19 protein-coding genes are annotated in these 22,749 nt (G+C 65.8%); 10 read left to right on the top strand and 9 right to left on the bottom strand.

Annotated features, from left to right (window positions below; translation table 11 throughout):
* Nucleotides 1–14: 14 nt before the first annotated feature.
* From EU800_RS11855 to EU800_RS11875, 5 genes are all read right to left on the bottom strand, one after another.
* The gene (locus EU800_RS11855; RefSeq protein ID WP_129632377.1) at nt 15–1,379 is read right to left on the bottom strand and encodes a glutamine synthetase family protein; all 1,365 of its coding nucleotides are present in this window, start codon (nt 1,377–1,379) and stop codon (nt 15–17) included.
* Nucleotides 1,380–1,472: 93 nt separating this feature from the next.
* Nucleotides 1,473–2,561: a twin-arginine translocation signal domain-containing protein gene (locus EU800_RS11860; RefSeq protein ID WP_129632380.1), complete on the bottom strand. Its 1,089-nt coding sequence runs from the start codon at nt 2,559–2,561 to the stop codon at nt 1,473–1,475.
* Between the two features lie 62 nt (nt 2,562–2,623).
* The gene (locus EU800_RS11865; protein ID WP_129632383.1) at nt 2,624–3,961 is read right to left on the bottom strand and encodes a TRAP transporter large permease subunit; all 1,338 of its coding nucleotides are present in this window, start codon (nt 3,959–3,961) and stop codon (nt 2,624–2,626) included.
* On the bottom strand, nt 3,958–4,473 hold the full coding sequence (locus EU800_RS11870; protein WP_129632386.1) for a TRAP transporter small permease subunit: 516 nt from the start codon (nt 4,471–4,473) through the stop codon (nt 3,958–3,960). The genes EU800_RS11865 and EU800_RS11870 overlap by 4 nt, the downstream gene beginning before the upstream one ends.
* A 41-nt stretch (nt 4,474–4,514) precedes the next feature.
* Nucleotides 4,515–5,270 (bottom strand): DeoR/GlpR family DNA-binding transcription regulator, encoded by a 756-nt coding sequence (locus EU800_RS11875; RefSeq protein WP_129632389.1) that lies wholly within the window; start codon nt 5,268–5,270, stop codon nt 4,515–4,517.
* Nucleotides 5,271–5,456: 186 nt separating this feature from the next.
* Between EU800_RS11875 and EU800_RS11880 the strand changes: the two genes are divergently transcribed.
* The 6 genes from EU800_RS11880 to pnp all read left to right on the top strand — a co-directional run bounded on the left by EU800_RS11880 (nt 5,457) and on the right by pnp (nt 15,220).
* Nucleotides 5,457–6,860, top strand: coding sequence for an NAD(P)/FAD-dependent oxidoreductase (locus EU800_RS11880; protein ID WP_129632392.1), 1,404 nt, complete (start codon nt 5,457–5,459; stop codon nt 6,858–6,860).
* Entirely contained in the window at nt 6,853–8,070 is a 1,218-nt protein-coding gene (locus EU800_RS11885; protein ID WP_129632395.1) for an NAD(P)/FAD-dependent oxidoreductase, read from the top strand. The genes EU800_RS11880 and EU800_RS11885 overlap by 8 nt, the downstream gene beginning before the upstream one ends.
* Nucleotides 8,067–9,521, top strand: a complete 1,455-nt coding sequence (locus EU800_RS11890; protein ID WP_129632398.1) for an FGGY family carbohydrate kinase — start codon at nt 8,067–8,069, stop codon at nt 9,519–9,521. The genes EU800_RS11885 and EU800_RS11890 overlap by 4 nt, the downstream gene beginning before the upstream one ends.
* Before the next feature lie 180 nt (nt 9,522–9,701).
* The gene (locus tag EU800_RS11895; protein WP_129632401.1) at nt 9,702–11,234 is read left to right on the top strand and encodes an HlyD family efflux transporter periplasmic adaptor subunit; all 1,533 of its coding nucleotides are present in this window, start codon (nt 9,702–9,704) and stop codon (nt 11,232–11,234) included.
* Nucleotides 11,231–12,778, top strand: a complete 1,548-nt coding sequence (locus tag EU800_RS11900; protein ID WP_256369766.1) for a DHA2 family efflux MFS transporter permease subunit — start codon at nt 11,231–11,233, stop codon at nt 12,776–12,778. The genes EU800_RS11895 and EU800_RS11900 overlap by 4 nt, the downstream gene beginning before the upstream one ends.
* Nucleotides 12,779–13,084: 306 nt before the next feature.
* Nucleotides 13,085–15,220, top strand: coding sequence for a polyribonucleotide nucleotidyltransferase (pnp, locus tag EU800_RS11905; RefSeq protein ID WP_129632404.1), 2,136 nt, complete (start codon nt 13,085–13,087; stop codon nt 15,218–15,220).
* Between the two features lie 176 nt (nt 15,221–15,396).
* Here pnp and pfkB read toward each other — a convergent pair whose 3' ends face one another.
* Complete coding sequence (pfkB, locus tag EU800_RS11910) at nt 15,397–16,353, bottom strand: 1-phosphofructokinase (RefSeq protein ID WP_129632407.1); 957 nt, start codon at nt 16,351–16,353, stop codon at nt 15,397–15,399.
* Between the two features lie 176 nt (nt 16,354–16,529).
* Here pfkB and EU800_RS11915 point away from each other — a divergent pair, with 176 nt between their 5' ends.
* The gene (locus tag EU800_RS11915; RefSeq protein ID WP_129632410.1) at nt 16,530–17,585 is read left to right on the top strand and encodes a saccharopine dehydrogenase; all 1,056 of its coding nucleotides are present in this window, start codon (nt 16,530–16,532) and stop codon (nt 17,583–17,585) included.
* 9 nt (nt 17,586–17,594) lie between these two features.
* Nucleotides 17,595–18,740 carry a saccharopine dehydrogenase C-terminal domain-containing protein gene (locus tag EU800_RS11920; protein WP_129632413.1) on the top strand — a complete coding sequence of 382 codons (1,146 nt, stop codon included), beginning with the start codon at nt 17,595–17,597 and terminating at the stop codon, nt 18,738–18,740.
* Between the two features lie 70 nt (nt 18,741–18,810).
* On the opposite strand, the gene EU800_RS11925 is transcribed toward EU800_RS11920, so the two are convergent.
* The 3 genes from EU800_RS11925 to EU800_RS11935 all read right to left on the bottom strand — a co-directional run bounded on the left by EU800_RS11925 (nt 18,811) and on the right by EU800_RS11935 (nt 21,341).
* Nucleotides 18,811–19,137 (bottom strand): DUF3775 domain-containing protein, encoded by a 327-nt coding sequence (locus tag EU800_RS11925; RefSeq protein WP_129632416.1) that lies wholly within the window; start codon nt 19,135–19,137, stop codon nt 18,811–18,813.
* 171 nt (nt 19,138–19,308) lie between these two features.
* On the bottom strand, nt 19,309–20,037 hold the full coding sequence (locus EU800_RS11930) for an SDR family oxidoreductase (RefSeq protein ID WP_129632419.1): 729 nt from the start codon (nt 20,035–20,037) through the stop codon (nt 19,309–19,311).
* Entirely contained in the window at nt 20,037–21,341 is a 1,305-nt protein-coding gene (locus EU800_RS11935; RefSeq protein WP_129632422.1) for an NAD(P)/FAD-dependent oxidoreductase, read from the bottom strand. The genes EU800_RS11930 and EU800_RS11935 overlap by 1 nt, the downstream gene beginning before the upstream one ends.
* 203 nt (nt 21,342–21,544) lie before the next feature.
* Between EU800_RS11935 and EU800_RS11940 the strand changes: the two genes are divergently transcribed.
* On the top strand, nt 21,545–22,093 hold the full coding sequence (locus EU800_RS11940; RefSeq protein WP_207209891.1) for a sigma-70 family RNA polymerase sigma factor: 549 nt from the start codon (nt 21,545–21,547) through the stop codon (nt 22,091–22,093).
* Nucleotides 22,094–22,101: 8 nt separating this feature from the next.
* A complete protein-coding gene (locus EU800_RS11945; protein WP_129632429.1) occupies nt 22,102–22,749 on the top strand; it encodes a ChrR family anti-sigma-E factor in 648 nt (215 codons plus the stop codon).

The raw sequence follows: 22,749 nt of genomic DNA on the forward strand, positions 1-22,749 counted from the left end.
CCGTCCTGCGCCGATCAGGCGCGCTCGAAGCCTCGTTGCAGGTCCCAGTCGGTCACGACTCGGTCCTGCTCGGCAATCTCCCATTGCGCCGCATGGTGGTAGTGGTCAATGACCGCATCGCCGAAAGCGGCGCGCAACATTTCCGAGCCGTGCATCGCGCGCGCGGCATCGCGCAGGGTCTTCGGAATCTCCCGGATACCCTCGGCGTGATACATGTCGCCGGTGAGCTCCGGCTCGAGCTGCAGTTTCCTGTCTATTCCATCGAGCCCGGCGGCGAGCTGCGAGGCCAGCGCGAGATACGGGTTCAGGTCGGCGCCGCCGACCCGGCATTCCACCCGGATCCCCTTGGTTCCGGCGCCACAGATCCGGTAGCCCGCGGTTCGGTTGTCCGTCGACCAGACGGCCTTGGTCGGTGCGAACATCCCGACGCAGAAGCGCTTGTAGCTGTTGACGTAGGGCGCGAGAAAACAGGTCACCTCGGAGGCATGCTCCAGCAGACCGGCCACGTAGTGACGCATGGTCTGGGACATCCCGTGCTCGGCGCTTTCGTCGAGGAAGGCGGGCGCGCCGTCCTTCAGGAGCGACTGGTGGACATGGCTCGACGAGCCGGCGCGGTCGGTGGCGTATTTCGCCATGAAGGTCACCGCGCGGCCGTGCTGATAGGCGATCTCCTTGCAGGCATTCTTTACGATGGAGTGATTGTCGGCGGTGTCGAGCGCGTCGGAATAGCGCACATTGATCTCTTCCTGCCCGGATTCCGCCTCGCCCTTGGAGTTCTCGACCGGGATGCCGGCACCGTAGAGGCCGTTGCGGATCGCCCGCATGACGTCCTCTTCCTTGCTGGTGCCCATGATCGCGTAGTCGAGATTATGGCGCCCGAAGGTCTGCAACTCGCGGTAGCCGCCGTCATAGAGCTCGTTGAACCCCTTCTCGAAAAGGAAGAATTCCAGCTCGGTGGCGCACATCGGCTCGAACCCCATCGCGCGGGCGCGCGCCACCTGTCGCTTGAGCACCGTTCGGGGCGCGTGCGCGATCTCCTCGTGGCTGTGATGATTGAGCACGTCGCACATGACCATCGCCGTGCCGGGAAGCCAGGGCACGCGGCGCAGCGTCGAGAGGTCCGGCTTGTGCACATAGTCGCCATAGCCCGTCTGCCAGCTCGTGGCGGCATAGCCGGGCACGGTATGCATCTCCATGTCGGTCGCGAAGAGATAGTTGCAGCCATGCGTTTCCTCGTAGCCGCTCTCCAGGAAATGCGCGGCGTGGAAACGCTTGCCCATCAGGCGCCCCTGCATGTCGACGATGCAGGTGAGAACCGTGTCTATCTCGCCGGCGGCGACGGCGTCCTGAAGGGCTTCGAAAGTCAGGTTGGCGGGCATTGCGGGCGGCCTTCTTCTTTTCTGCCAGCAGCAGATCCTTCAACGCTGGCCGGGGCGCATGACGATGCGCCCCGGCCCGTGTTTCTACACAGCTCAGCGATAGGGGTAGCCGGCCTTTTCCATGTTGGCGGCATAGAGCTTGAAGGCGTCGACCACCTTTCCGGCGCGCTCCGAAGACGCGGCGACCTCGTCCCAGAAGCCCTCGGCGTCCTTCACCACGGTCGCCCATTCCTCCGGCGGGATCGAGGTGAGTTCCATCTTCTCGCCTTCGACGCGCAGCTTGGCCTCGCCGCCCCAATACCAGCCGAGCCGGTAGTAGTGCGACTGGTCGATGGTGATCCTGTAAAGCTCCTGCAAATGCGGAGGCACCTTCTCCCAGCTTTCGGTGTTGGCGAAATAGGAGCCGAACCAGGCGCCGGTCACCGAGTTGGTGAGCGCATAGTTGCAGACATCGGCCCAGCCGACCTCGTAGGCTTCGGTGAAGCCGCACCAGGCCACGCCGTCCAGTTCGCCGGTCTGCATGGCGACTTCCACGTCGTCCCACGGCACCGTCACCGGGATCAAGCCGTATTTCGAGAGGAACCTGCCCGCGGTCGGAACGCCGAAGACGCGCAGGCCGTTCATGTCCGCCAGCGAGCGGATCGGCTTGTCCACGGTGAAGATGTGCAGCGGATCCCAGGCACCGGCACTGAGCCAGGTGACGTTCTCGACCTCGTTATACGCCTCTTCCCAGATCTCCTGCAGCCCATAGTAGCGGAACAGTGCCGTCACATCGAGCGAGTAGCGGGTCGCGAAGGGGAAGTAGCCGCCGAAGACCGAGATGTCGACCGGCGATGCCATCGTCGCCTCGTCCGACTGCACGGCGTCGAGCGTGCCATTTTGCAGCGCACGGAACAGCTCGGAGGTGGGGACGAGCTGGTCCGCGTAATAGAGCTCGATCTCCATTTCACCATTCGCCGCGGCGTTGAAGGCGTCGATCTGCGGTTTGATCACGTGCGCGCCGAGCGGGGCGCCGGAATAGGTCTGCAGCCGCCAGCGGATCGGCGCCTGTGCGTTGACATAGGGCGCCGACAGCGTGGTCGCCGCGGCTGCGGCACCACCGATGCTCGCGGTCTTGAGGAACTTGCGCCGCGAGGTGAGAATCTTCTCGGAGGGCGAGGCCGGCTTTATCAGTTTGGACATCTTCAATTTCTCCTTGTTGGTCTCGGGGTCATGTCCGGCCTCTTCGGCGGGCCGGTATCGGGTCATCCGCGCAGGCGGATCTGTTGCGGCAGCCAGAGCGCGATCTGGGGAAAGATCATCAGGAGCGCGATGGTAATCACCATCATCAGGGCGAAGGGCCAGATCGAGCGGTAAATGTCGACAAGCGTGATCTCCTTTGGCGCGAGCGAGCGCATCAGGAAGAGGTTATAGCCGAAAGGCGGCGTGATATACGCGATCTGGCAGGTGATCGTGTAGAGGATGCCATACCAGACGATCTGGTTGCCGATGCCCAGTTCGAGCGATTTCACCAGTGGAATGTAGAGCGGCGCGACGATGACCAGCATGGCGGTGTCGTCAAGGAACATCCCCATGACGATGAAGCTGAGCTGCATCAGGATGATCAGCGTCCAGGGGTTCACGTCCCAGCGGCTGATGAAGAGGCTCTCGATGGCGCGGCTGGCGCCGATCCCGTCGAAGATCGCGCCGAAGGCCAGCGCGGCGAGGATGAGCCAGAGGAACATGCAGGAGACAGCGAGCGTCTTCTTGGCGGTCTCATGGAACACGCTCCAGCTCAGGCGGTGCTTGTAGAGCGCGGCGAGCGTCGCCGAGGTGGCGCCCACGGCCGAGCTTTCCACGAGGCTCGTGTAGCCCATCACGAAGAGCCCGGTCATGAAGAAGAAGATCAGCAGCGGAATGACCCCGGCGCTGAGGAGCCGCAGCTTGTCGCGCAGCGGCATGTTCAGTTCCTCGTCGTCCACGACCGGAGCGAGCGCGGGGTTCAGGCGGCAACGGAGCCAGATGTAGAGCAGGAACATCGTCGCCATGATCAGCCCGGGGAACACGCCCGCGAGCCAGAGCTGGCTGACCGGGGCGCGGGCAATCATGCCGAAGAGCACCAGAACGACCGAGGGAGGGATCAGGATGCCGAGCGAGGAGCCACCTTGAACCACACCCGAGATCAGCACCTTGTCGTAGCCCCGTCGCAGCATCTCCGGCAGGGCGATCGTGGCGCCGATGGCCATGCCGGCCACCGAAAGGCCGTTCATCGCCGAGATGATGACCATAAGCAAAACCGTCCCGATGGCGAGCCCGCCCGGCATCCGCCCGAAGAAGACGTGGAACATCCGGTAGAGATCTTCGGCGATGCCCGATTCCGACAGCACGTAGCCCATGTAGATGAACAGAGGCAGAGTGAGCATCGGGAACCAGTTGAACAGCTTGAACGCCTGGCTGAACGGCATTTCCACCCCGCCTGTGCCGTAGAGCAGCAGCGCCGCGGCCGAGGCGACGAAGCCGATGGCCCCGAACACCCGCTGTCCGGTGGACAGCAGCAGCAGCATCGACAGGAACATCAGGATCGCGATCAGTTCGTAGCTCATTCGGCAAACGCCTTCGTGCGCAATGCCTCGATATGCTTGAAGATCAGCGAGACGGTCTGGAGGATCATCAGGACAATGCAGACCAGCATCAGCGCCTTGATCGGGATGACGCTTGGATTCCACATCGAGAATCGCCGTTCGTCGGTCTCGATGGCGTATTTCAGCGACGACCATGAGCCGATCATCATGACCACCAGATAGAACAGGAGGAAGGGCAGCGTGGCGAGGTCCATGCGATGTTTTCCGAAGCGGCTGAAGCTGGCGTAGAACAGGTCCATCCGGACATGTTCATCGTCCTTCAACGTCACCGGACCGCCGAGGAAGTAATAGGCCGCGAGCGTGAACTGGGCGAATTCCACGCACCAGTGGAGCGGTATGTTGATCAGGTTCCTGGTCACAGCGTCGAGCAGCAGTACCGCGATCATCAGGAAGATCAGGTACATCGCGAGGATGCCCACATAGTTCGAAATCCGGTCCATCGCGCGCATGTAGATCCTGATCGCCTTTGGCATCCGCCCTCCGTCCTTCCGTAGTGTCGTGTCGCCGAGCCGGGTCAATGCACGCGCACCCCCGCGGCCTTCAATGCGTCGGCGAGCTGCCCGCCGGGCGGCATTTCCGAGACAAGCACATCGATTTTCGCAAGTCGACAGACTCGGAACGCCGCGCGGTGCCCGAATTTCTTCGAATGCGCCAAAACGACAGCGTTTCTCGCCTGTTCGATCATCGATCGGGCAATCTGTGCTTCGTCGAAATCCGCATCCATCGCCCCGGCCTCGGCATCGAGCGCCGAGACGGTGAGGATCGCGTGGTCGGCTTGGAAACGCTCGATCTGTTCGATAACCGACGCCCCCAAGGTCTGCGAATTGTCTGCGCCATAGGCGCCGCCCAGAAGATAGAGCCTGTGCCCGGCCGGCTGCTCGCCCAGTCGCTGCGCAATCCCCAACGAGTTGGTGATGACCGTGAGTCCTCCGCGAATAGCCAGCGCGTCGGCACAGGCCAGTGTCGTCGTGCCTGTATCCATGAAGAGCGTGTCGCCGTCCTCGACGATCTCCGCCAGCTTGCGGCCGATCTCGGCCTTCGCCCCGGCATCCTCGACAAGGCGCTCCCGGTGGCTGCCCTCGGTCAGGAGCTTGAACCTGCGCGCGCCGCCCCGGATCTTCTGGAGCGCCCCGACGCTGGCAAGCGCCTGCAAGTCGCGGCGGGCGGTCTCCAGAGACATCCCGAACATGGCAGCCAGCGCCTCGACCGAGACCTCGCCCTGGCGGGCCACGATCTCCAGAATTCTGGCCTGGCGGTCTTTCGGTTTCACGCATGTCCCCCGTCTCTCCGGCAAGGAGACTGTGCCGGATGCGACCGTGTCAACAAAAATCAGGCGTGAAACCTGACCGAATTTACCATTCTTCCGCGAGAAATTGACCGTTCGGGCGATTTCTGCAATGGATTCGGAAGATCCGCGCCTTCGCGGGTTCGTCGGCCGGCATGAAGGGCAGACCCGATGGTGCAATCGCAGGGAACGAGGCAGCGCTATGACGTTGCGGTGATCGGCGCCGGCGTCATAGGCTGTGCAACGGCACGGCGCTACGCGATCGCCGGCGCCAGGGTGCTGCTGCTTGAAAAGGCCGCTGACATCCTCGACGGGGCTTCGAAGGGCAACAGTGCGATCCTGCACACCGGCTTCGACGCGCCACCGGGGTCGGTCGAGGCAGCCTGCGTGGCGGAAGGCTATCGCGAGTATCTGGACATCCGGGAAAAGCTCGGCCTGCCGCTCCTGCGCACCGGTGCGCTGGTCATCGCCTGGACCGACGAACAGGAGGCCGCCCTTCCCGAGCTGATAGATCAGGCCCGGGCCAATGGCGTCGACGATGTGCAAATGCTGTCGCGACAGGAGACCCTGAGCCGCGAGCCCGGGCTCGCCCCGACCCTCCGCGCCAGCTTCCGCGTGCCGGGAGAATCCATCATCGACCCCTGGTCCGCGCCGCTGGCCTATCTCGGCCAGGCGCTCGCACATGGCGCCGAACTGCGGCGCAACAGCGAGGTCCTCGGCGGACGTTTCGACGGCGAGGAATGGGAGCTTCGGCTGGCCGGGGAGAGCGTCCGGGCGCGGCTGGTGATCAACGCGGCCGGGCTTTTCGCCGATGAGGTCGATCTCGCCCTTATCGGGACCCGCGATTTCACGACGCGACCGCGCAAGGGACAGTTCGTGGTCTACGACAAGCCGGCCGCCGCGCTTGCCTCCCACATCCTTCTGCCGGTGCCGACGAAGATCACCAAGGGAGTCGTGGTCTGCCCGACCGCCTTTGGAAACCTCCTCGTCGGACCAACGGCGGAGGACCAGACCGACCGGCGCACCGCCCGGCTGGTGCCCGAAGCGCTCGCCGCGCTGCGCCGCCGCGGCGAGGAGATCCTGCCGGCGCTGAAGGAGCACACGGTCACCGCGATCTATGCCGGCCTGCGTCCCGCCACCGAATTCAAGGATTACTGCATCCGCTCCCATGAGGGTCTGAACTACGTCACCATCGGCGGCATCCGGTCGACAGGGCTGACATCTGCGCTCGGCACGGCCTCTTATGTCTTTGGCCTCACCGAGGCTGCCGGCTTCGGTTTCGACGCGCCGGACGAAATCGCCTGGCCGAATGTCGCCAATATCAGCGAGGCCGGGGAACGCGACTGGCAGCGTCCGGGCAACGGCGGAGTGGTCTGCCAGTGCGAGCTGGTGACGCGCCGCGAGATCGAGGCAGCCCTGGAGGGGCCGCTCGGCGCGCGCAGCCTGGCGGGGCTGAAACGGCGGACACGGGTGACAATGGGGCGATGCCAGGGGTTCCATTGCTCGGCGCGACTGGCGAAGATGACGCGCGATGTCTTCGACACGCCGATGGCGGAAAGGCTCGACCATGACTAGGCTTCCGGCAGAGGTCGATGTCGCCATCATCGGCGGTGGTCCGGCCGGACTGTCGGCGGCAGCGGAACTGAAGCGGCTTGGCGTCGCGTCCGTGCTGGTGCTGGAGCGCGACTCCGAAGCTGGCGGTGTTCCTCGCCTGTGTGGCCATTCACCCTTCGGTTTCCGGGAGTTCCACCGCCCGATGTTCGGGCCGGCGTTCGCGCGCGCCCTCGTTGCGCGTGCCCGCGAGGCCGGTGCCGACATACGGCCGGCCACGACGGTGACATCGCTCGGACCCGGGCCGCGCCTGACCGTCACGTCGGACGAGGGCGTCGCGGAGATCGCCGCGCGCGCCGTCCTCGTCGCCACCGGAGCGCGGGAAGCGAGCCGCGCCGAACGGCTGATCGGCGGCTCGAAGCCCGGCGGGGTCATGGTCACCGGCGCGCTTCAGGGGCTGGTCTATGGCGCCGGGGCGCGGCCCTTCCGCCGGCCGCTGATCCTCGGCACGGAGCTCGTATCCTTTTCGGCGATCCTGACCTGCCGGCATGCCAGCATTCGGCCGGTGGCGATGGTGGAACCATCGGAACGGATCGTGGCCCGTGCTCCGTCCGGCCTTCTGCCTCAAGTGCTGGGCATCCCGCTTTACCTGGCGACCGACATCGCAGAGATCCGGGGCGGCGAACGAGTCGAGGCCGTGGTCCTGGCGACGGCAACCGGCGATGTAACGATCGAGACGGACGGGGTGGTGGTGACCGGGCGGTTCCGTCCGGAATCCACGCTGGCACGACTTGGCGGGCTGGAGATCGACACCCACACCGGCGGGCCGAGCGTCGATACATGCGGGCGCAGCTCCGAGCCGGGCTTCTATGCGGCGGGGAACATCCTTCGCCCCGTCGAGACGGCGGGGCGCTGCTGGGAGGAGGGCCGCGCCGTCGCACGAGCGATCGCCCGAGACCTCGCTGCACCGGCGGCGGACCGCGGCGCGACGGTCACGCTCGCGGAGGGTCCACTGCGATACGTCATGCCGCAACGACTGAGCAGTGACGGCCCGCCGGCACTGAACGAGCTGCAGCTGCGCGCTGACCGGCCCGCGCGGGGGCGGCTCAGCCTGCGCGCGGAAGGGCGCGAGATCCTCGGCCACAAGGTCTCGGTGCGTCCCGAGCGCCGCATCCGCATTCCCCTGCCGGCCGGCAACTACCCGGTTCAGGTCGTGTTCGAGGAAGAGCCATGACCCGCATTCTCGCCATCGACCAGGGGACGACGAGCACGCGCGCGGTTGCCTTGGACGACAGCGGTCAGGCGCGTGTCCTCGCGTCCGTCGAACATCGCCAGATCTACCCGCGCCCGGGATGGGTCGAGCACGACCCCGAGGAGTTGCTCCGAAACGTCTCCGACTGCATCGAGAGTGCCGGACGCGATTTCGCGGCGGTCGGGATCGACAACCAGGGTGAAAGCTGCCTCGCCTGGAACCGACGGACTGGCGAAGCGATCAGCCCGGTGATCGTCTGGCAAGACGAACGCACCGCAGCGGACAACGAACGCCTTCGCAGTGACGGCGCCGAAGCGTTGACGATGGCGCGCGCCGGCCTGCATCTGGACGCGTATTTCTCCGCGTCCAAGCTCGGTTGGATCCTAAAGAACGTGCCGGAGGCGCAACGCCTCGCTGGAGCCGGCAACCTCTGCCTCGGGACGACCGATGCTTTCTTCCGTCACCGGCTCACCGGCCGGTTCGAGACCGATGTCGCGACCGCGTCGCGCACGTCGCTGATGAAACTGGCCACTTGCACCTGGGACGCGGATCTCTGCGCGCTGTTCGGCGTGCCGGTCGATTGCCTGCCCGATATTACGGAAACCCACGGAGAGCTTGGCGAGATTACCGGCTGCGGGCATCCCCTGACGGCGAGCATCGTCGATCAGCAGGCCGCGCTGCGCGGGCATGGGTGCCAGCACCCCGGCGATGCCAAGATCACCTTCGGAACCGGCGCCTTCGTGCTGGCGCTGGCCGGTCCGGAGGCCCCCGATTCCGGCCAGGGTCCGGTGCCGACCGTGGCCTGGGCACGCGCCGGCGCAGCCCCGGTCTACGCGCTCGAGGGTGGGGTCCACGCGGCGGCCGCGGCGCTGAACTGGGCGCGGAAGCTCGGCCTCTTTGATGACTGGACGGAGATCGCCGGGTTTGACCGGCCGACGGCCGTATCCCGCGGCATCGTCTTCGTTCCCGCGCTCGCGGGTCTTGCCTGCCCGCACTGGGACCGGCGCACCAAGGGAAGCTGGATGGGCCTGGGGCTGGATGCCGATCCGATGGACCTTGTTCAGGCGGTTCTCGAGGGCATTGCCTTTCGGACCGCGGAGGTTGTGACGTCGATGGAGAGCCTTGCGCCGGTCTCGCAGCAGATCTCGATCGATGGCGGCATGACTCGCAACCCGTGGTTCTGCCAGTTCCTGGCGGATTGTCTGGGCCGCGAACTGCGCGTGTCGCACGAACGGGAACTGACCGCGATCGGCACCGCGCTGCTCGCAGCCGAAACCGCAGGCTGCACAATCGAGCCGCCGTCAGGAGGCGATGTCATTGAACCCAGAGCGCAACCGGCGCACTGGGCCGAGACCTTCCGGCAGGCCCGCGCGCTGGCGCAGACCTACGCGCGGCAGCGGCCCGACGGCGGGAAGACACTCGGGACCGCCTGACGCTACTGTCCTTTCCGCGCGCAACCACGGGCGGCCAGAAGATGCGGACGAGCGCCCCGCAGGTCGCCTCTCGCGCGCGAAGCCCCCCATTGATGGACCTCGGCTCGTGCCCGCGTGTTTTGATACGGCCCCATATTACATCGGTCCGTATTGACCGCCGTGCGAAGGGACGTCATCGATTTGCAAAGCCTCGGTTTGCTTCTGCACAATGCCGCGCAGAATCTGAAGCGCGAGTTCGAACACAACGTGCGCCCGCACGGTCTGACGCTTCTGCAATGGCGCGTCCTTGCGGTGCTCGCACAGGATGACGGGCAGACCCAGACGGCGCTCGGAGCCAGAGTCGATGCCAGCCCCATGACGGTGAGCGACGTGCTCGAACGACTCGAGACCGGTGGTCTCATCGCAAGAGAAGTCGATCCTTCAGACAGTCGGGCAAAACGCGTCCAAATCACGCCGGAAGGCCGGCGCAAAGTGGATTGCATGCGCGGCATTGCCGCCAAGGTCTATGAAAGAGCAGCCGAGGGGATCTCCGACCCCGACCGCGACGCGATGATCCGGGCGCTGACCCAAATGGTCTCGAATCTCGAGACCCTTGACGACAAGGCAAAGGAAAAAAGCCAGATGAGCGGCGCTCGAAATCGTATCGAAGTGGTGCCGGAAGCTCCCGAAGAGACCGCCCCGGTGGTGCGCAAGCCGCGTCGGTGGCGTCGCCGGCTGCTGATGCTGTCAGTGCCGCTTATGCTGGCCGCCGGGGGCGGCTATGCCTGGTTGGCCGGCGGTCGCTACGTGGCGACGGACAACGCCTATGTTCACCAGCCCCTGGTACCGGTCTCGGCCGACATCGCCGGCCGGATCATCGAAGTGGACCTGGTCCAGAACCAACACATAGAGGCGGGCAGCGTGGTGTTTCGGCTCGACCCCGAGCCCTATCGGATCGCGCTCGAAAAGTCCGACGCGGCGCTTGACGCGGCCCGGCAATCGGTCGGTCAGCTGCGGACCGCCTATGCCACCGCGGTGGCGCGCCAAGACGCGGCCGAGGCAATCGCGGATGTTCGTGACCGCGAACTCCGGCGGCAGCAGAGCCTGGCTGGGAGGGGTGTCTCGTCATCGACCTCGCTCGACGAGGCGACGATCGCAGCGCAGATGGCCCGAAACGAGGTTGCCCTGGCGAAGGAGGGGGTGAACGCCGCAGCGGCTGCCCTCGGCGGAAACCCGGAGATCGAGACGGACGACGTCCCCGCCGTCCGGGTGGCCTTGGCGCAACGGGAGGCAGCCGCGCGTGACCTGGCCAACACGACGGTTCGCGCGCCCGTGGCAGGCGTGCTGAGCCAGACCGACGGCCTGAATGTCGGCCGATACGTTTCGGCGGGAGCTATGGTGGCCAGCGTCGCGCAGACCGGAGAGACCTGGATCGAAGCGAACCTCAAGGAGACCCAGCTTGCCGGCCTGAAGGCCGGTCAGGCGGCCAAGGTGACGATCGACGCCTATCCCGACCTCGTCCTGCACGGCACGGTCGAGAGCATCGGGGGGACGACCGGCTCCCAGCTGTCGCTGATCCCGGCGCAGAACGCCACCGGCAACTGGGTGAAAGTCGTGCAGCGGGTACCGGTGCGGATCCATGTCGAGACCGATGCCGACGGCCCCCTGAGAAGCGGGATGAGCGCCCATGTCTCGGTCGACGGCGGGCACACGCGGCTGGACGACCTGCTTTGAGCACCCCTGCCGTCCTGTCGAAACCGGCGGTCGAGGTCCGCGCCCCCGGCTGGCTCACGGCCGCGGTCATGCTAGCGACCGTGATGCAGGTGCTGGACACGACGATCGCAAACGTCGCCCTGCCACACATGACCGCCAGCCTCGGCGCCTCACAGGACGAGATCACATGGGTCCTGACCTCCTACATCGTCGCCGTGGCAATCGCGACGCCGCTCACGGGATGGGTGACCGACCGTCTCGGCCGACGCACGGTGTTCGCCGGCGCGATCATCGGCTTCACCCTGACATCTCTTCTGTGCGGAACGGCAACGAGCCTTCCGGAGATGGTGCTCTTTCGGATCGCCCAGGGGGTCTTCGGAGCGGTGCTCATGCCGCTTGCCCAGACGGTGATCCTCGACATCAACCCCCGCGAGAAGACCGGCCAGGCCATGGCGATCTATGGTGCCGGAATCATGGTCGGGCCGATCATTGGCCCGACATTGGGTGGCTGGTTGACCGAGAGCTTCAACTGGCGCTTCGTCTTCCTGATCAATCTGCCGGTCGGCCTTCTGGCATTGGCCGGCATCCTGACCTTCCTGCCGCAGAGCGAGACCCGGGAGCGCCGTTTCGACCTGTTCGGGTTCGCCATGCTGGCGCTCGCCGTCGGGGCATTGCAGCTCCTGCTCGACCGCGGCACGGCGATCGACTGGTTCAACTCGGTCGAGGCATGGCTCTATCTCGGCATCTCGATCAGCGGTTTCTGGGTGTTCGTGGTCCATTGCTGGACCTCGACAACCCCCTTTGTGGACCTGCGCATCTTTCAGGACCGGAACTTCGTCATGGGCCTGGTGTTCATGTTCGTCGTCGGGATGACGCTGTTCTCCGGCCTCGCCCTGCTTCCGCCGCTGCTCCAGAGGTCGATGGGATACCCGGTGATGACCTCCGGGCTGGTCATGGCACCTCGAGGCGTGGGAACGATGCTGTCGATGCTCCTGGTCGGGCGGCTCGTCGGACGTTTCGACCCGCGCGCGCTGATCCTCTTCGGGATCGGGGTCACGGCGTGGTCGCTCTGGCTTATGACTGGATTCGACCTGTCCATGGACAGCCGTCCGGTCATGGTCAGCGGCCTCCTGCAGGGGTTCGGCCTGGGGTTCGTCTTCGTGCCGCTCAGCACATTGACCTTTGCCACGATCGCCCCCCGGTTTCGTGCCGACGCAACCAGCTTCTTCAGCCTGGTCCGGAAAGTCGGATCGGGTGTCGGAATTTCGGTTGTGACGGCCACCTTCACGCACATGATCTCGGTCAAGCATGAGGAACTCGCCTCGCGTCTGACGGCGGCGGCACCGCAGGTGCGGTTCCAGATGCCGGAGCTGTTGAGCGGCTCGCCCAAAGTGGCAGCCCTCGTGGACGGGCTGGTCACCCGACAGGCGTCGATGATCGCCTATGTCGATGACTTCCTTCTCATGCTGGTCTTCACGCTGGCGAAGCTTCCCATCGTGATGATGCTGCGAAAGCCCGGGCAGACTCAGAGCGGCCACGGCGCGGCGGTGCCGAGTTCGGACTGACGGGAGCGCGACCGGCCCAGGCTGCGGGAGCCGCCGGACAGCACCGCAAGGCGAGACCGACAGGTGCCCGCAGGCGGTTCCATGCGGCAAAACCAGTCGATCCGGCAGTCGAACCGGCCTTCACGGGCGCGGTTTTCCAGTTTGCAATTTCGGCCACATAGTTTAGGGACCCGCTATCTGAGACGCGACGCCCTTATGACCCCGGGGCGCGTGCACTGAGGATGAAGGGGTCGGCGGCAATGGGGCCGCCATCAAATCGGGAGACCCGGGATACGCCCGGGAGGGCTCCCAGACAGGATACGATAGATGTTCAAAGAAGTGAAAAAGTCGATGCAGTGGGGCGACGAAACCCTCACGCTCGAAACCGGCAAGGTTGCCCGTCAGGCTGACGGATCGGTCATCGCCACGCTCGGCGAAACCTCCGTCATGGCCAACGTGACCTTTGCCAAGGAACCGAAGCCGGGACAGGATTTCTTCCCGCTGACGGTGCATTACCAGGAAAAATACTATGCTGCCGGCAAGGTGCCGGGTGGTTTCTTCAAGCGTGAGGCCCGCCCGACCGAGAAGGAGACGCTGACCGCGCGCCTGATCGACCGCCCCTGCCGCCCGCTCTTCGTCCCCGGCTTCAAGAACGAAGTGCTCGTCATGTGCACCGTCCTGAGCCATGACCTCGTCAACGATCCCGACATCGTCGCCATGATCGCGGCCTCCGCGGCGCTGACGATCTCCGGCGTGCCCTTCATGGGCCCGATCGGCGCGGCGCGCGTCGGCTTCGTCGATGGCGAATATGTGCTGAACCCGGATGTGGCCGACATGGACCAGCTTCGGCTGAACCCGGAGCAGCGCCTCGACCTCGTCGTCGCCGGCACCAAGGACGCCGTGATGATGGTCGAATCCGAGGCCTACGAGCTTTCGGAAGACGAGATGCTGGGCGCGGTTACCTTCGCCCATGAGCAGATCCAGCCGGTGATCGACTTGATCATCGAGCTCGCGGAAGCAGCGGCCAAGGAGCCCTTCGACTACCAGCCGCCGGATTATTCCGAGCTGTTCGAGACCGTGAAGTCGCTCGGCGAAGCGGACATGCGCGCCGCCTTCGCGATCACCGACAAGCAGGAGCGCACCTCCGCGATCGCCGCTGCCCGCAGCAAGATCACCGAAGCGCTGACCGAAGAGCAGCTCGCCGATGCCAATCTCGGCTCGGCGCTCAAGAAGCTCGAAAGCTCGATCCTGCGCGGCGACGTGGTCAAGACCGGGAAGCGGATCGACGGCCGCTCGACGACCGAGGTTCGCCCGATCAGCGTCGAAGCGGGCTTCCTGCCCCGCACCCACGGCTCCGCCCTGTTCACCCGCGGCGAGACGCAGGGCCTCGTGGTCACCACGCTCGGCACCGGCGAGGACGAGCAGATCATCGACGCGCTGCACGGCAATTTCCGCTCGAACTTCCTGCTGCACTACAACTTCCCGCCCTACTCGGTCGGCGAAGTTGGCCGCGTGATGGGCCCGGGCCGGCGCGAGATCGGCCACGGCAAACTCGCCTGGCGCGCCCTGCAGGCGGTCCTGCCCGCGCCAACGGATTTCCCGTACACGATCCGCGTCGTGTCGGAGATCACCGAATCCAACGGCTCCTCCTCGATGGCCTCCGTCTGCGGCGGCTCGCTGTCGATGATGGATGCGGGAGTCCCGCTCAAGGCCGCCGTCGCCGGCGTCGCCATGGGCCTGATCCTCGAGGAGGACGGATCCTACGCGGTGCTGACCGACATTCTGGGCGACGAGGATCACCTCGGCGACATGGACTTCAAGGTTGCCGGCACCGAGAACGGCATCACCTCGCTGCAGATGGACATCAAGGTCGCCGGCATCACGCCGGAAATCATGAAGCAGGCGCTCGCGCAGGCGAAAGATGGCCGGATGCACATCCTGGGCGAGATGGGCAAGGCGCTCTCCGCCGGCCGTCAGGAGTTCTCGGCCCACGCGCCCCGCATCGAGACCATGCAGGTCCCGACCGACAAGATCCGGGAAGTGATCGGCTCGGGCGGCAAGGTGATCCGCGAGATCGTCGAGACTTCCGGCGCCAAGGTGGACATCAACGACGACGGCATCATCAAGATCGCCTCGCCGAATGCCGAAGCCATCCAGAAGGCCTATGACATGATCTACTCGATCGTGGCCGAGCCGGAAGAGGGCAAGATCTACAAGGGCAAGGTCGTGAAGATCGTCGATTTCGGCGCCTTCGTGAACTTCTTCGGCAAGCGCGACGGCCTCGTGCATGTCTCGCAGATCGAGAACCGCCGCCTGAACCACCCCTCCGACGTCCTCAAGGAAGGCCAGGAGGTCTGGGTCAAGCTTCTGGGCTTCGACGACCGCGGCAAGGTGAAGCTGTCGATGAAGGTTGTGGATCAGGAAACCGGCGAGCCGGCGAAGAAGGAAGAAACCGCCGAGTAAGCGCGGCAACGCCCTTTCGGAACGAGAAGGCCCCGACCAAGCGTCGGGGCCTTTTTTCGTTCGGGCTCGCGTCGTATGCCAATGCGTGAGGAGTCAAGCTGAACCGCGGGACGTTGAGAGCCCCGGCGGCCCGCAGGTCGGCACAGCCATGGCATCGGACCGGACCGGCCGCGGGTTCAGACCCCGGACAGTTCGGTGACCTCGACCAATTCCGCGAAGGCGTCGATATCCTCGCTCGGCGGCAGGTTGGGGCCAAGCTGGCCCAGGGCTCCCAGAGAAAAGGCGGTCGAGAGCCGCGCGATCTCCGGCAGTTCCATCCCAGACAGGATCCCGTGCGAGACGCCCGCCACCATCGCGTCGCCCGCGCCCACCGTCGAGGCGATCCGCGCTTTCGGCGGCACGGCCAGCACGGCGCGATCCTGCGTGATGAAGAGCGCACCCTTCTCCCGCATCGAAACGACCGAAAGCTCGATCCCACCGCCGGCAAGCCCGCGCGCGGCCGACACGATCTCGGCATGGCTGTCGAGCGGCGTACCGACGATCTCATGAAGCTCGGCAATATTGGGCTTGATCACGGTTGGAACCGCCGGCAGCGCCCGGTCGAAAGGAACGCCGCTGGTATCCAGGACAACCTTGCAGTCCTTCGCCTTCAGCGCCTCGATCAGGTGCCGGTAGATATCGGGACTGACGCCCCGCGGAAGGCTGCCGGCCAGCACGAACCAGCGCACGCCTTCGTCGGCGAGCCTGTCGACCTGCGCCATCGCCTCTGCGACGCTCTCCTCCGACGCCCGGATCCCGGGATAGTTGATTTCGGTGACGAGCTCCCGGATCCGGTCGACGAGCTTCACGTTCATCCGCGTGCGCCCCGGCACCCGGACGAAGCGGTCCTCGATCCCGAGATCGGAAAAGAGCGACTCGAACGGCGCCGGATTGACCCGCCCGAGCAGGCCCGTCGCAGCCACCCGGTGTCCATATTGCGCCAGGAAGGCCGCGGCATACACGCCCTTCCCGCCGGCATCGCATTGCACGTCCGTCACCCGGTTGACCTGACCTGCGTGGAAATTCTGCACCTGGCAGGTTTCGTCGGTCGCGGGGTTGAGCGTGACGGTGGCAATTCGGATTTCGCTCGCCATTCCTGATTCTCCTGTCCCGCCATGCTGAAGTCGGCCACTTTGCTGCACCCTCTGCCTGCACCTTGCAAGTCCCAAGCTCGCAAGTGCGGTATTCGTCGCACGCGCAGCTGCGCCATTCGGGTTGGAGCCATCTGTGCGGTGCGCTAGGCAGGTCCGGAGACGAGACGAGGCGAGCGATGACACATCTTTGGGTTCGCGCCGAGGAGAGACCGAACGAACAACGCGTCGGCATCCTGGCCGAGGGCGTGGCGCGGCTGCTTGCGGGCGGTATGCATGTAACGGTCGAGGAGAACCCAGCCCGCGCGCTTCCGATCGCGCCCTATGCCGAGGCCGGTGCCGATATCGCCGCGGCGGGAAGCTGGCGCACAGCGCCCGAGGATGCCATCATCTTCGGCCTCAAGGAACTGCCGCTCGACGGCAGGCCGCTGCACCATCGCCACATCATGTTCGGCCATGCCTACAAGGGACAGGCGGATGGCAGACGGCTGCTCGAACAGTTCAAGGCCGGCGGCGGCATCCTCTACGATCTCGAATATCTGGTCGACGAAGAGGGCCGTCGCGTTGCCGCCTTCGGCTACTGGGCGGGCTATGCCGGCGCCGCCGTCGCGCTCAAATGCTGGGCCGCACAGCAGCGCGGCGGGATCTGCGGTCCCGTCGGAGTCTGTTCTGGCCAGACGGCGCTCCTGCGGGATCTCGGTGCCGAACTCGACGCCATCGGCCCCGGCCGTCCGGACGCGCTCATCATCGGCGCGAAGGGCCGGGTCGGAACCGGCGCGGCCGACCTCTGCGCCGAGATGGGCGTGGCCAGGACGCTGTGGGACCTTGCGGAAACCGCGCATGGCGGTCCATTCCCGGAAGTGCTCGAGCATGCGCTCTTTCTGAATTGCATCCTCGCCCGCCCCGGCACACCGGTCTTTGTTCCGGCGGAGGCGACGACCGCGCCGCGCCGGCTCTCCGTCATCGGCGACATCTCCTGTGACCCGACCAGCGATTTCTCGCCGGTGAAGGTCTATGACCGCGTGACGGACTGGGAGAGGCCCGCGCTGAGGGTCCACGAGGACCCGGTTCTCGACGTCACCGCCATCGACAACCTGCCCTCGATGCTGCCCGCCGAAAGCTCCGCGGATTTCGCGGCCCAACTCTTGCCCTCGCTGGCCGCTCTCGACAGGTTGGAGGAGGGTCTATGGGCGCGTGCGCGTGCGGAATTCGACCGGCATGTCGCGAAGATCTGAGGAGAGAGCATGACGATTCACTGGTGCGGAACCGGCCTCAGCGCCATTCCCGGTCTGCGGAAGCTGCTCGAGTTCAACAACGAGGTCTGCGTCTGGAACCGGACACCGGCGCGCGCCTTCGAGGCGGTGGGCGATCTGACCGACTGGATCGAGCCCTTCGACCTGTCCACGCTGCGCGAGGCGGTGAGCCCCGGCGATGTGGTGGTCTCAATGCTGCCTGGAAACTGGCATGTGCCGCTGGCCGAACTCTGCGTTGCCGAGCGCGCGCATTTTGTCTCCTCCTCCTATATCTCTCCCGAGATGCAAGCGCTCGACGCGTCGGCGAAGGCGGCGGGTGTTTGCCTCGTCAACGAGGTCGGGCTCGACCCGGGGATCGACCACCTGATGGCGCATTGGCTGATGGCCGACATGCGACGCGGTGGCCATGACCGGCCGGGCGCGGAATACGAGTTCCTCTCCTACTGCGGCGGCGTTCCGAGCACGCCCAATGCCTTCCGCTACAAGTTCTCCTGGTCACCGCTCGGCGTACTGCGGGCTCTCATGTCGCCGTCGCGCTCGATCCGCGACTACTCGGTGCTCGACATCGCGCGGCCCTGGGACGCGGTCACGCGCTATGACGCGCCGCTGCCGCAACCGGAAAGCTTCGAGGTCTATCCCAACCGCGACTCGCTGCCCTTTATCGAGACATACGGTTTCGAGGAGGGCTGGAATATCCGCCAGTTCGTGCGCGGCACGCTTCGGCTCGGCGGCTGGACGGACGCCTGGACGGACGTCTTTGCCGAGATCGAGGCGCTCGACGGCACCGAGGAGAGCGAAGCGCGGTTGAAGGCGCTTTCGGACCGGCTCTGGGCGGAAAACGCCTATGCGCCCGACGAACCGGACCGCGTCGTTCTCTGCGTCAGTCTCAAGGTCAGCCAGGACGGCGTGCCGTCCTATCACAAGACCTACGCGCTCGATGCAATCGGCGATACCCGTGGCTCGGCAATGGCGCGGCTGGTATCGCAGACCGTCGCACTGGCGGTGCAATCGGCCGAAGCCCGCGAGATCGCGCCGGGCGTCAGCGCCGCGCCGAATGATCCGCGTCTGGTCGAACGCTGGCTCGCGGCGACCGATGTCCAGGCGCAATACATGGCGGTGGTCGACCATCTCGCCTGAGTCCGGCGGCCGGAGAGGCTATCGGAAATTCCCGCAGGAATTGGGACCGCCGGACGGACCCGCCTTCGCCTCAGCCGCGATCGCGCAGGTGGTCTTCCTCATGCGCAACATTCATGCCGAGCGCGTCCATCCCGTCCTCGAGGAAGTTCGCCAGCTCCGGCATTCCGGAGAGGTAATCCTCGGTGGGAGCGGAGCGCTCGCGGCGGGCGGTGTCGAGCGCGTCTTCGAGCTCGTCGGCGGAGAAACTGTCGCGGCCGATCCAGCAGAGCGCCACGAGGCTCACCTGTTCGTCGACATTGAGGCCCGAGATGTAATCCCGCAGATGCGTGCTGTCGGGGCCGAGCTCGCGCGCAAGGGCGATCACTCTCACCACTTTGCCGGTGCTGATTTCGAGCATTGCCCCTTCCCTTTCGTGGTTCTTCTAGTTTGTTGGTCTTTGATACCTTTGTCTCCCGCTACGCGCGCAACTGCAAGAGGTGCAGTGCATGGCCGGACCCGGACCGGACGAAAAGACACCCCCGGCGGCGTTTCGGGACGCACCGATTTCCCGAAGCGTCGTCGAACCGGCTCAAAAAAGACGATAGTAGAGGCTTTCGGGAAGGAACTGCGCCGCCCGGAGCGCCAGGGAGAAGGGTCGCGGAAAGGCGCAAGCAAAGCGCTTGCCCCGCATGTGGCGCAGCAGGCGTGCCGCGGCCGCCTCGGGCTCCATGATCTGCGGCATCGGGAAATCGTTCTTCTCTGTGAGCCGGCTGCGGATGAAACCCGGCGCGGCCATCTGCACATCGATGCCGCTGCCGCGGAGCTCGCAGCGCAGCGTTTCGGCCAGCGACATCACCCCGGCCTTCGACGCACCATAGCCGAGCGCGCGCGGCAGGCCGCGATAGCCCGCGAGGCTTCCGACAAAGACGAGATGGCCGTGACCCTGCGCCTGCATCCCCGGAAACACCGCGCCGAATGCGCGGACCGCGCCGGTCAGATTGGTGTCGAGCATCGCCTCGGCATGTTCGGTGTTCCACTCCTCCACGCCCATCGGCCAGTAGACGGCGGCGAGATAGACCATTCCGTCGAGCGGTCCGAGCGTGGCGCCGACGCGTGCGCAAGCTGCCGAGTCGCGGATGTCGAGCGGCAGCGGAACGGCCGGCACGGGCAGGTCGCGCGAAAGGGTTTCGAGCGCCTCGGCATTGCGCGCCGACAGCACCAGATCGCAGCCCGCCGCGCTCATCTGCTGCGCCAGCGCCCGGCCCAGCCCCTCGCTGGCCCCGATGAGCCAGTAACGCTTGCCTGCAAGTTCCCGCATCAGGCCACCGGGTCCGTGGCAGTGTCGCGCGCCTGCATCGCCTCGACGACGCTGTGGGCACTCGCCAGCCCGTCCTCGTGGAACCCGTTGCCCATCCAGGCGCCGCAGAACCACGTCCGCCTCGCACCATTCCGCGCCGCCAGTGCCGCCTTGCCGCGGAACGCGTCGAGGTCATAGACCGGGTGGCGCATCACCGTCCGGTCGAAGACACGGGCCGGGTCGATCGCGCGGGTCGGGTTCAGTGTCACGAAAAGCGGGTCGTCGGCCGGGATCGGCTGGAGCGCATTCATCCAGTAGGTGAGGCTGATCCGCTCGGAGCGCGCGCCGGTCTCTTCGGCGTAATTCCAGGCCGACCAGCAGGACTTCCGGCGCGGCATCACCGATGCGTCGGAATGCAACACCACCTCGTTGGGCTGATACCGGATCGCTCCGAGCTCCGCGCTCTCCTTCGGCGACGCGTCACCGAGGAGGCGCAGAGTATCGTCGGCATGGGTCGCAAAGATGACATCGTCGAACCGTTCCCAGGCGCCGCCGGCCCGAATCTCGACCCCGTCGTTCCCGCGGCGCACCGTTTCGACCGGACAGGCACGCCGGATCTCGACGCCCTGCCGCTCGATCTCCGCAGTCAGCCGCCGGACATACTCCACCGAGCCGCCCTTGACCGTGTACCACTGGTGCTGCCCGGCGTGGTGAAGCAGGGCGTGGTTGCGAAAGAAATCGATCATCGCGCGGGCGGGAAAATCCAGCGCACGGTCGACCGGCGTGGACCAGATCGCTCCGGTGATCGGCGCAAGGTAGTAATCGCGAAACCAGGGGCCCATGCGCAGCCGTCCAAGTAGGTCGTCCACGCTCGTCTCCGGGTCGCGGGCGGCCGCGTCGGCCTGGCGGTTGAAGCGGATAAGGTCGGCCACCATCCGCAGGAAGGCCGGGCGACCAAGATTGCGCTTCTGGGCGAAAAGGGTGGAGAGGTTGCGCAGCCCGTATTCGATCCTGCCGCCATCGATCGAGGCGCCGAAGGTCATGTCGGAGGCTGCGGTCTCGACGCCGAGCCGCGCGAAGAGCTCGGTGAGCCTGGGGTAAGTGGCGTGGTTGAAGACGATGAAACCGGTATCGACCGGCTGCGTCCCGGTCCTGCCGGCGAGTCTGGTGCGGGCATGACCTCCGAGACGGCCCTCCGCCTCGAACAGCACGACCGTCTGGCGACGCTCCATGCCTGCAAGCAGATGCGCCGCACCCATTCCGGATATCCCGGCACCGATCACGGCGATCCTGCGCGGGCCGGGCCCGCCGCTGTCCAGTGGCATCCTCACTCCCTCGCTTCGTCTTCTTTAACTTTACGCATGAACATCGAAAAGAGATCACTCGGTGTTTCTGTGATCCGGCCCGCTCCACCATGCGTAAGAACAACATGATCGAAGCACTCGCATCTCTGCAGCGCGCCCCTTTTCCACCGGGGACATGCCATTATACTCGTCCGGACTTTACCGTCGGACGCAGGGAGACGCGAATGCCATCAGGACCATCGGACGATGCCGACTGGGCAGGATGTGTTCGTCGGATCGCGGACGTGCAGGACCGCGCCGCCTTCGCGGCCCTATTCGCGCACTTCGCTCCGCGTGTGAAGGGCTTCCTGATCCGATCTGGCCTTGGCGTGGCCCAGGCAGAGGACTGCACGCAGGACGTCATGGCGACGCTCTGGCAGAAGGCGGCACAGTTTGACCCGGGCCGCGCGACCGTCTCGACCTGGATCTTCACGATCGCGCGGAACCGGAAGATCGACATTCTGCGCCGACACGCGCGACCCGAGCCCGAGGACCTTCCGTGGGGTCCGGAGCCGGAGCCCGAGCAAGCCGAAGCGCTCGGACGGCAACAGGAAGCCGAACGACTCGGAGCCGCGCTGGCGGCGTTGCCGCAGGCACAGCGCGAACTGGTGGAAGCCGCATATTTCGGGGATCTGAGCCAAAGCGAGATCGCCGAAAAGACCGGACTGCCCCTCGGGACAGTCAAATCGAGATTGAGACTGGCGCTGGAAAAGCTGCGCCACGCGATGAAATGAGCAATACCATGCAAGTAACCCATCAGATCGGCGATGATTTCCTTGCCGCCTACGCGGCGGGCCAGCTTCCCGAGGCGTTCGACCTCGTCGTTGCCTCGCATCTCTCGCTCTGCCCGCCGGCGCGCGAGCGCTATGACGCGCTCGAGGCACTGGGAGGAACGGTTCTCGAATCCGCGCCCGAAGCAGAGATGTCGGCAGGCAGCCTCGAGGCGACGCTCGCGCGGATCGCCGGTGGCGCATCGCCACAGCCGGAGCTTGCCAGAACCAAGACATGCGACGTCCTGCCCGCCCCGCTGCGCGACTATGTCGGCGGCTCGATCGAGTCGGTGAAGTGGCGTCCGGTCGGCATGGGGGTCAAGCAGGCGATCCTGCCGATGTCGGACGGCGCGAGCGCCCGGCTTCTCTACATCCCGGGCGGTGCGGAGATGCCCGATCACGGCCATGGCGGTCTGGAGATGACACTGGTGCTGAAAGGGGCGTTCCTCGATGGCGCGGACCGTTTCGGGCGCGGCGATGTCGAGATCGGTGACGAGGATCTTGTCCACCATCCGGTGGCCGAGGCGGGCGAACCGTGCATCTGTCTTGCCGCGACCGACGCACCGCTCAAGTTTTCGGGTTGGCTGCCGCGTCTCGTGCAGCCCTTCCTGAAGATCTGA

It is taken from the genome of Tropicimonas sp. IMCC6043 (assembly GCF_004146235.1).
GTDB lineage: Bacteria > Pseudomonadota > Alphaproteobacteria > Rhodobacterales > Rhodobacteraceae > Tropicimonas.

Coding starts and splice junctions, on each gene's coding strand:
- EU800_RS11855 (WP_129632377.1), bottom strand. CDS start 1,379: ATGCCCGCCAACCTGACTTTCGAAGCCCTTCAGGACGCCGTCGCCGCC.
- EU800_RS11860 (WP_129632380.1), bottom strand. CDS start 2,561: ATGTCCAAACTGATAAAGCCGGCCTCGCCCTCCGAGAAGATTCTCACC.
- EU800_RS11865 (WP_129632383.1), bottom strand. CDS start 3,961: ATGAGCTACGAACTGATCGCGATCCTGATGTTCCTGTCGATGCTGCTG.
- EU800_RS11870 (WP_129632386.1), bottom strand. CDS start 4,473: ATGCCAAAGGCGATCAGGATCTACATGCGCGCGATGGACCGGATTTCG.
- EU800_RS11880 (WP_129632392.1), top strand. CDS start 5,457: ATGGTGCAATCGCAGGGAACGAGGCAGCGCTATGACGTTGCGGTGATC.
- EU800_RS11885 (WP_129632395.1), top strand. CDS start 6,853: ATGACTAGGCTTCCGGCAGAGGTCGATGTCGCCATCATCGGCGGTGGT.
- EU800_RS11890 (WP_129632398.1), top strand. CDS start 8,067: ATGACCCGCATTCTCGCCATCGACCAGGGGACGACGAGCACGCGCGCG.
- pnp (WP_129632404.1), top strand. CDS start 13,085: ATGTTCAAAGAAGTGAAAAAGTCGATGCAGTGGGGCGACGAAACCCTC.
- pfkB (WP_129632407.1), bottom strand. CDS start 16,353: ATGGCGAGCGAAATCCGAATTGCCACCGTCACGCTCAACCCCGCGACC.
- EU800_RS11915 (WP_129632410.1), top strand. CDS start 16,530: ATGACACATCTTTGGGTTCGCGCCGAGGAGAGACCGAACGAACAACGC.
- EU800_RS11920 (WP_129632413.1), top strand. CDS start 17,595: ATGACGATTCACTGGTGCGGAACCGGCCTCAGCGCCATTCCCGGTCTG.
- EU800_RS11925 (WP_129632416.1), bottom strand. CDS start 19,137: ATGCTCGAAATCAGCACCGGCAAAGTGGTGAGAGTGATCGCCCTTGCG.
- EU800_RS11930 (WP_129632419.1), bottom strand. CDS start 20,037: ATGCGGGAACTTGCAGGCAAGCGTTACTGGCTCATCGGGGCCAGCGAG.
- EU800_RS11935 (WP_129632422.1), bottom strand. CDS start 21,341: ATGCCACTGGACAGCGGCGGGCCCGGCCCGCGCAGGATCGCCGTGATC.
- EU800_RS11940 (WP_207209891.1), top strand. CDS start 21,545: ATGCCATCAGGACCATCGGACGATGCCGACTGGGCAGGATGTGTTCGT.
- EU800_RS11945 (WP_129632429.1), top strand. CDS start 22,102: ATGCAAGTAACCCATCAGATCGGCGATGATTTCCTTGCCGCCTACGCG.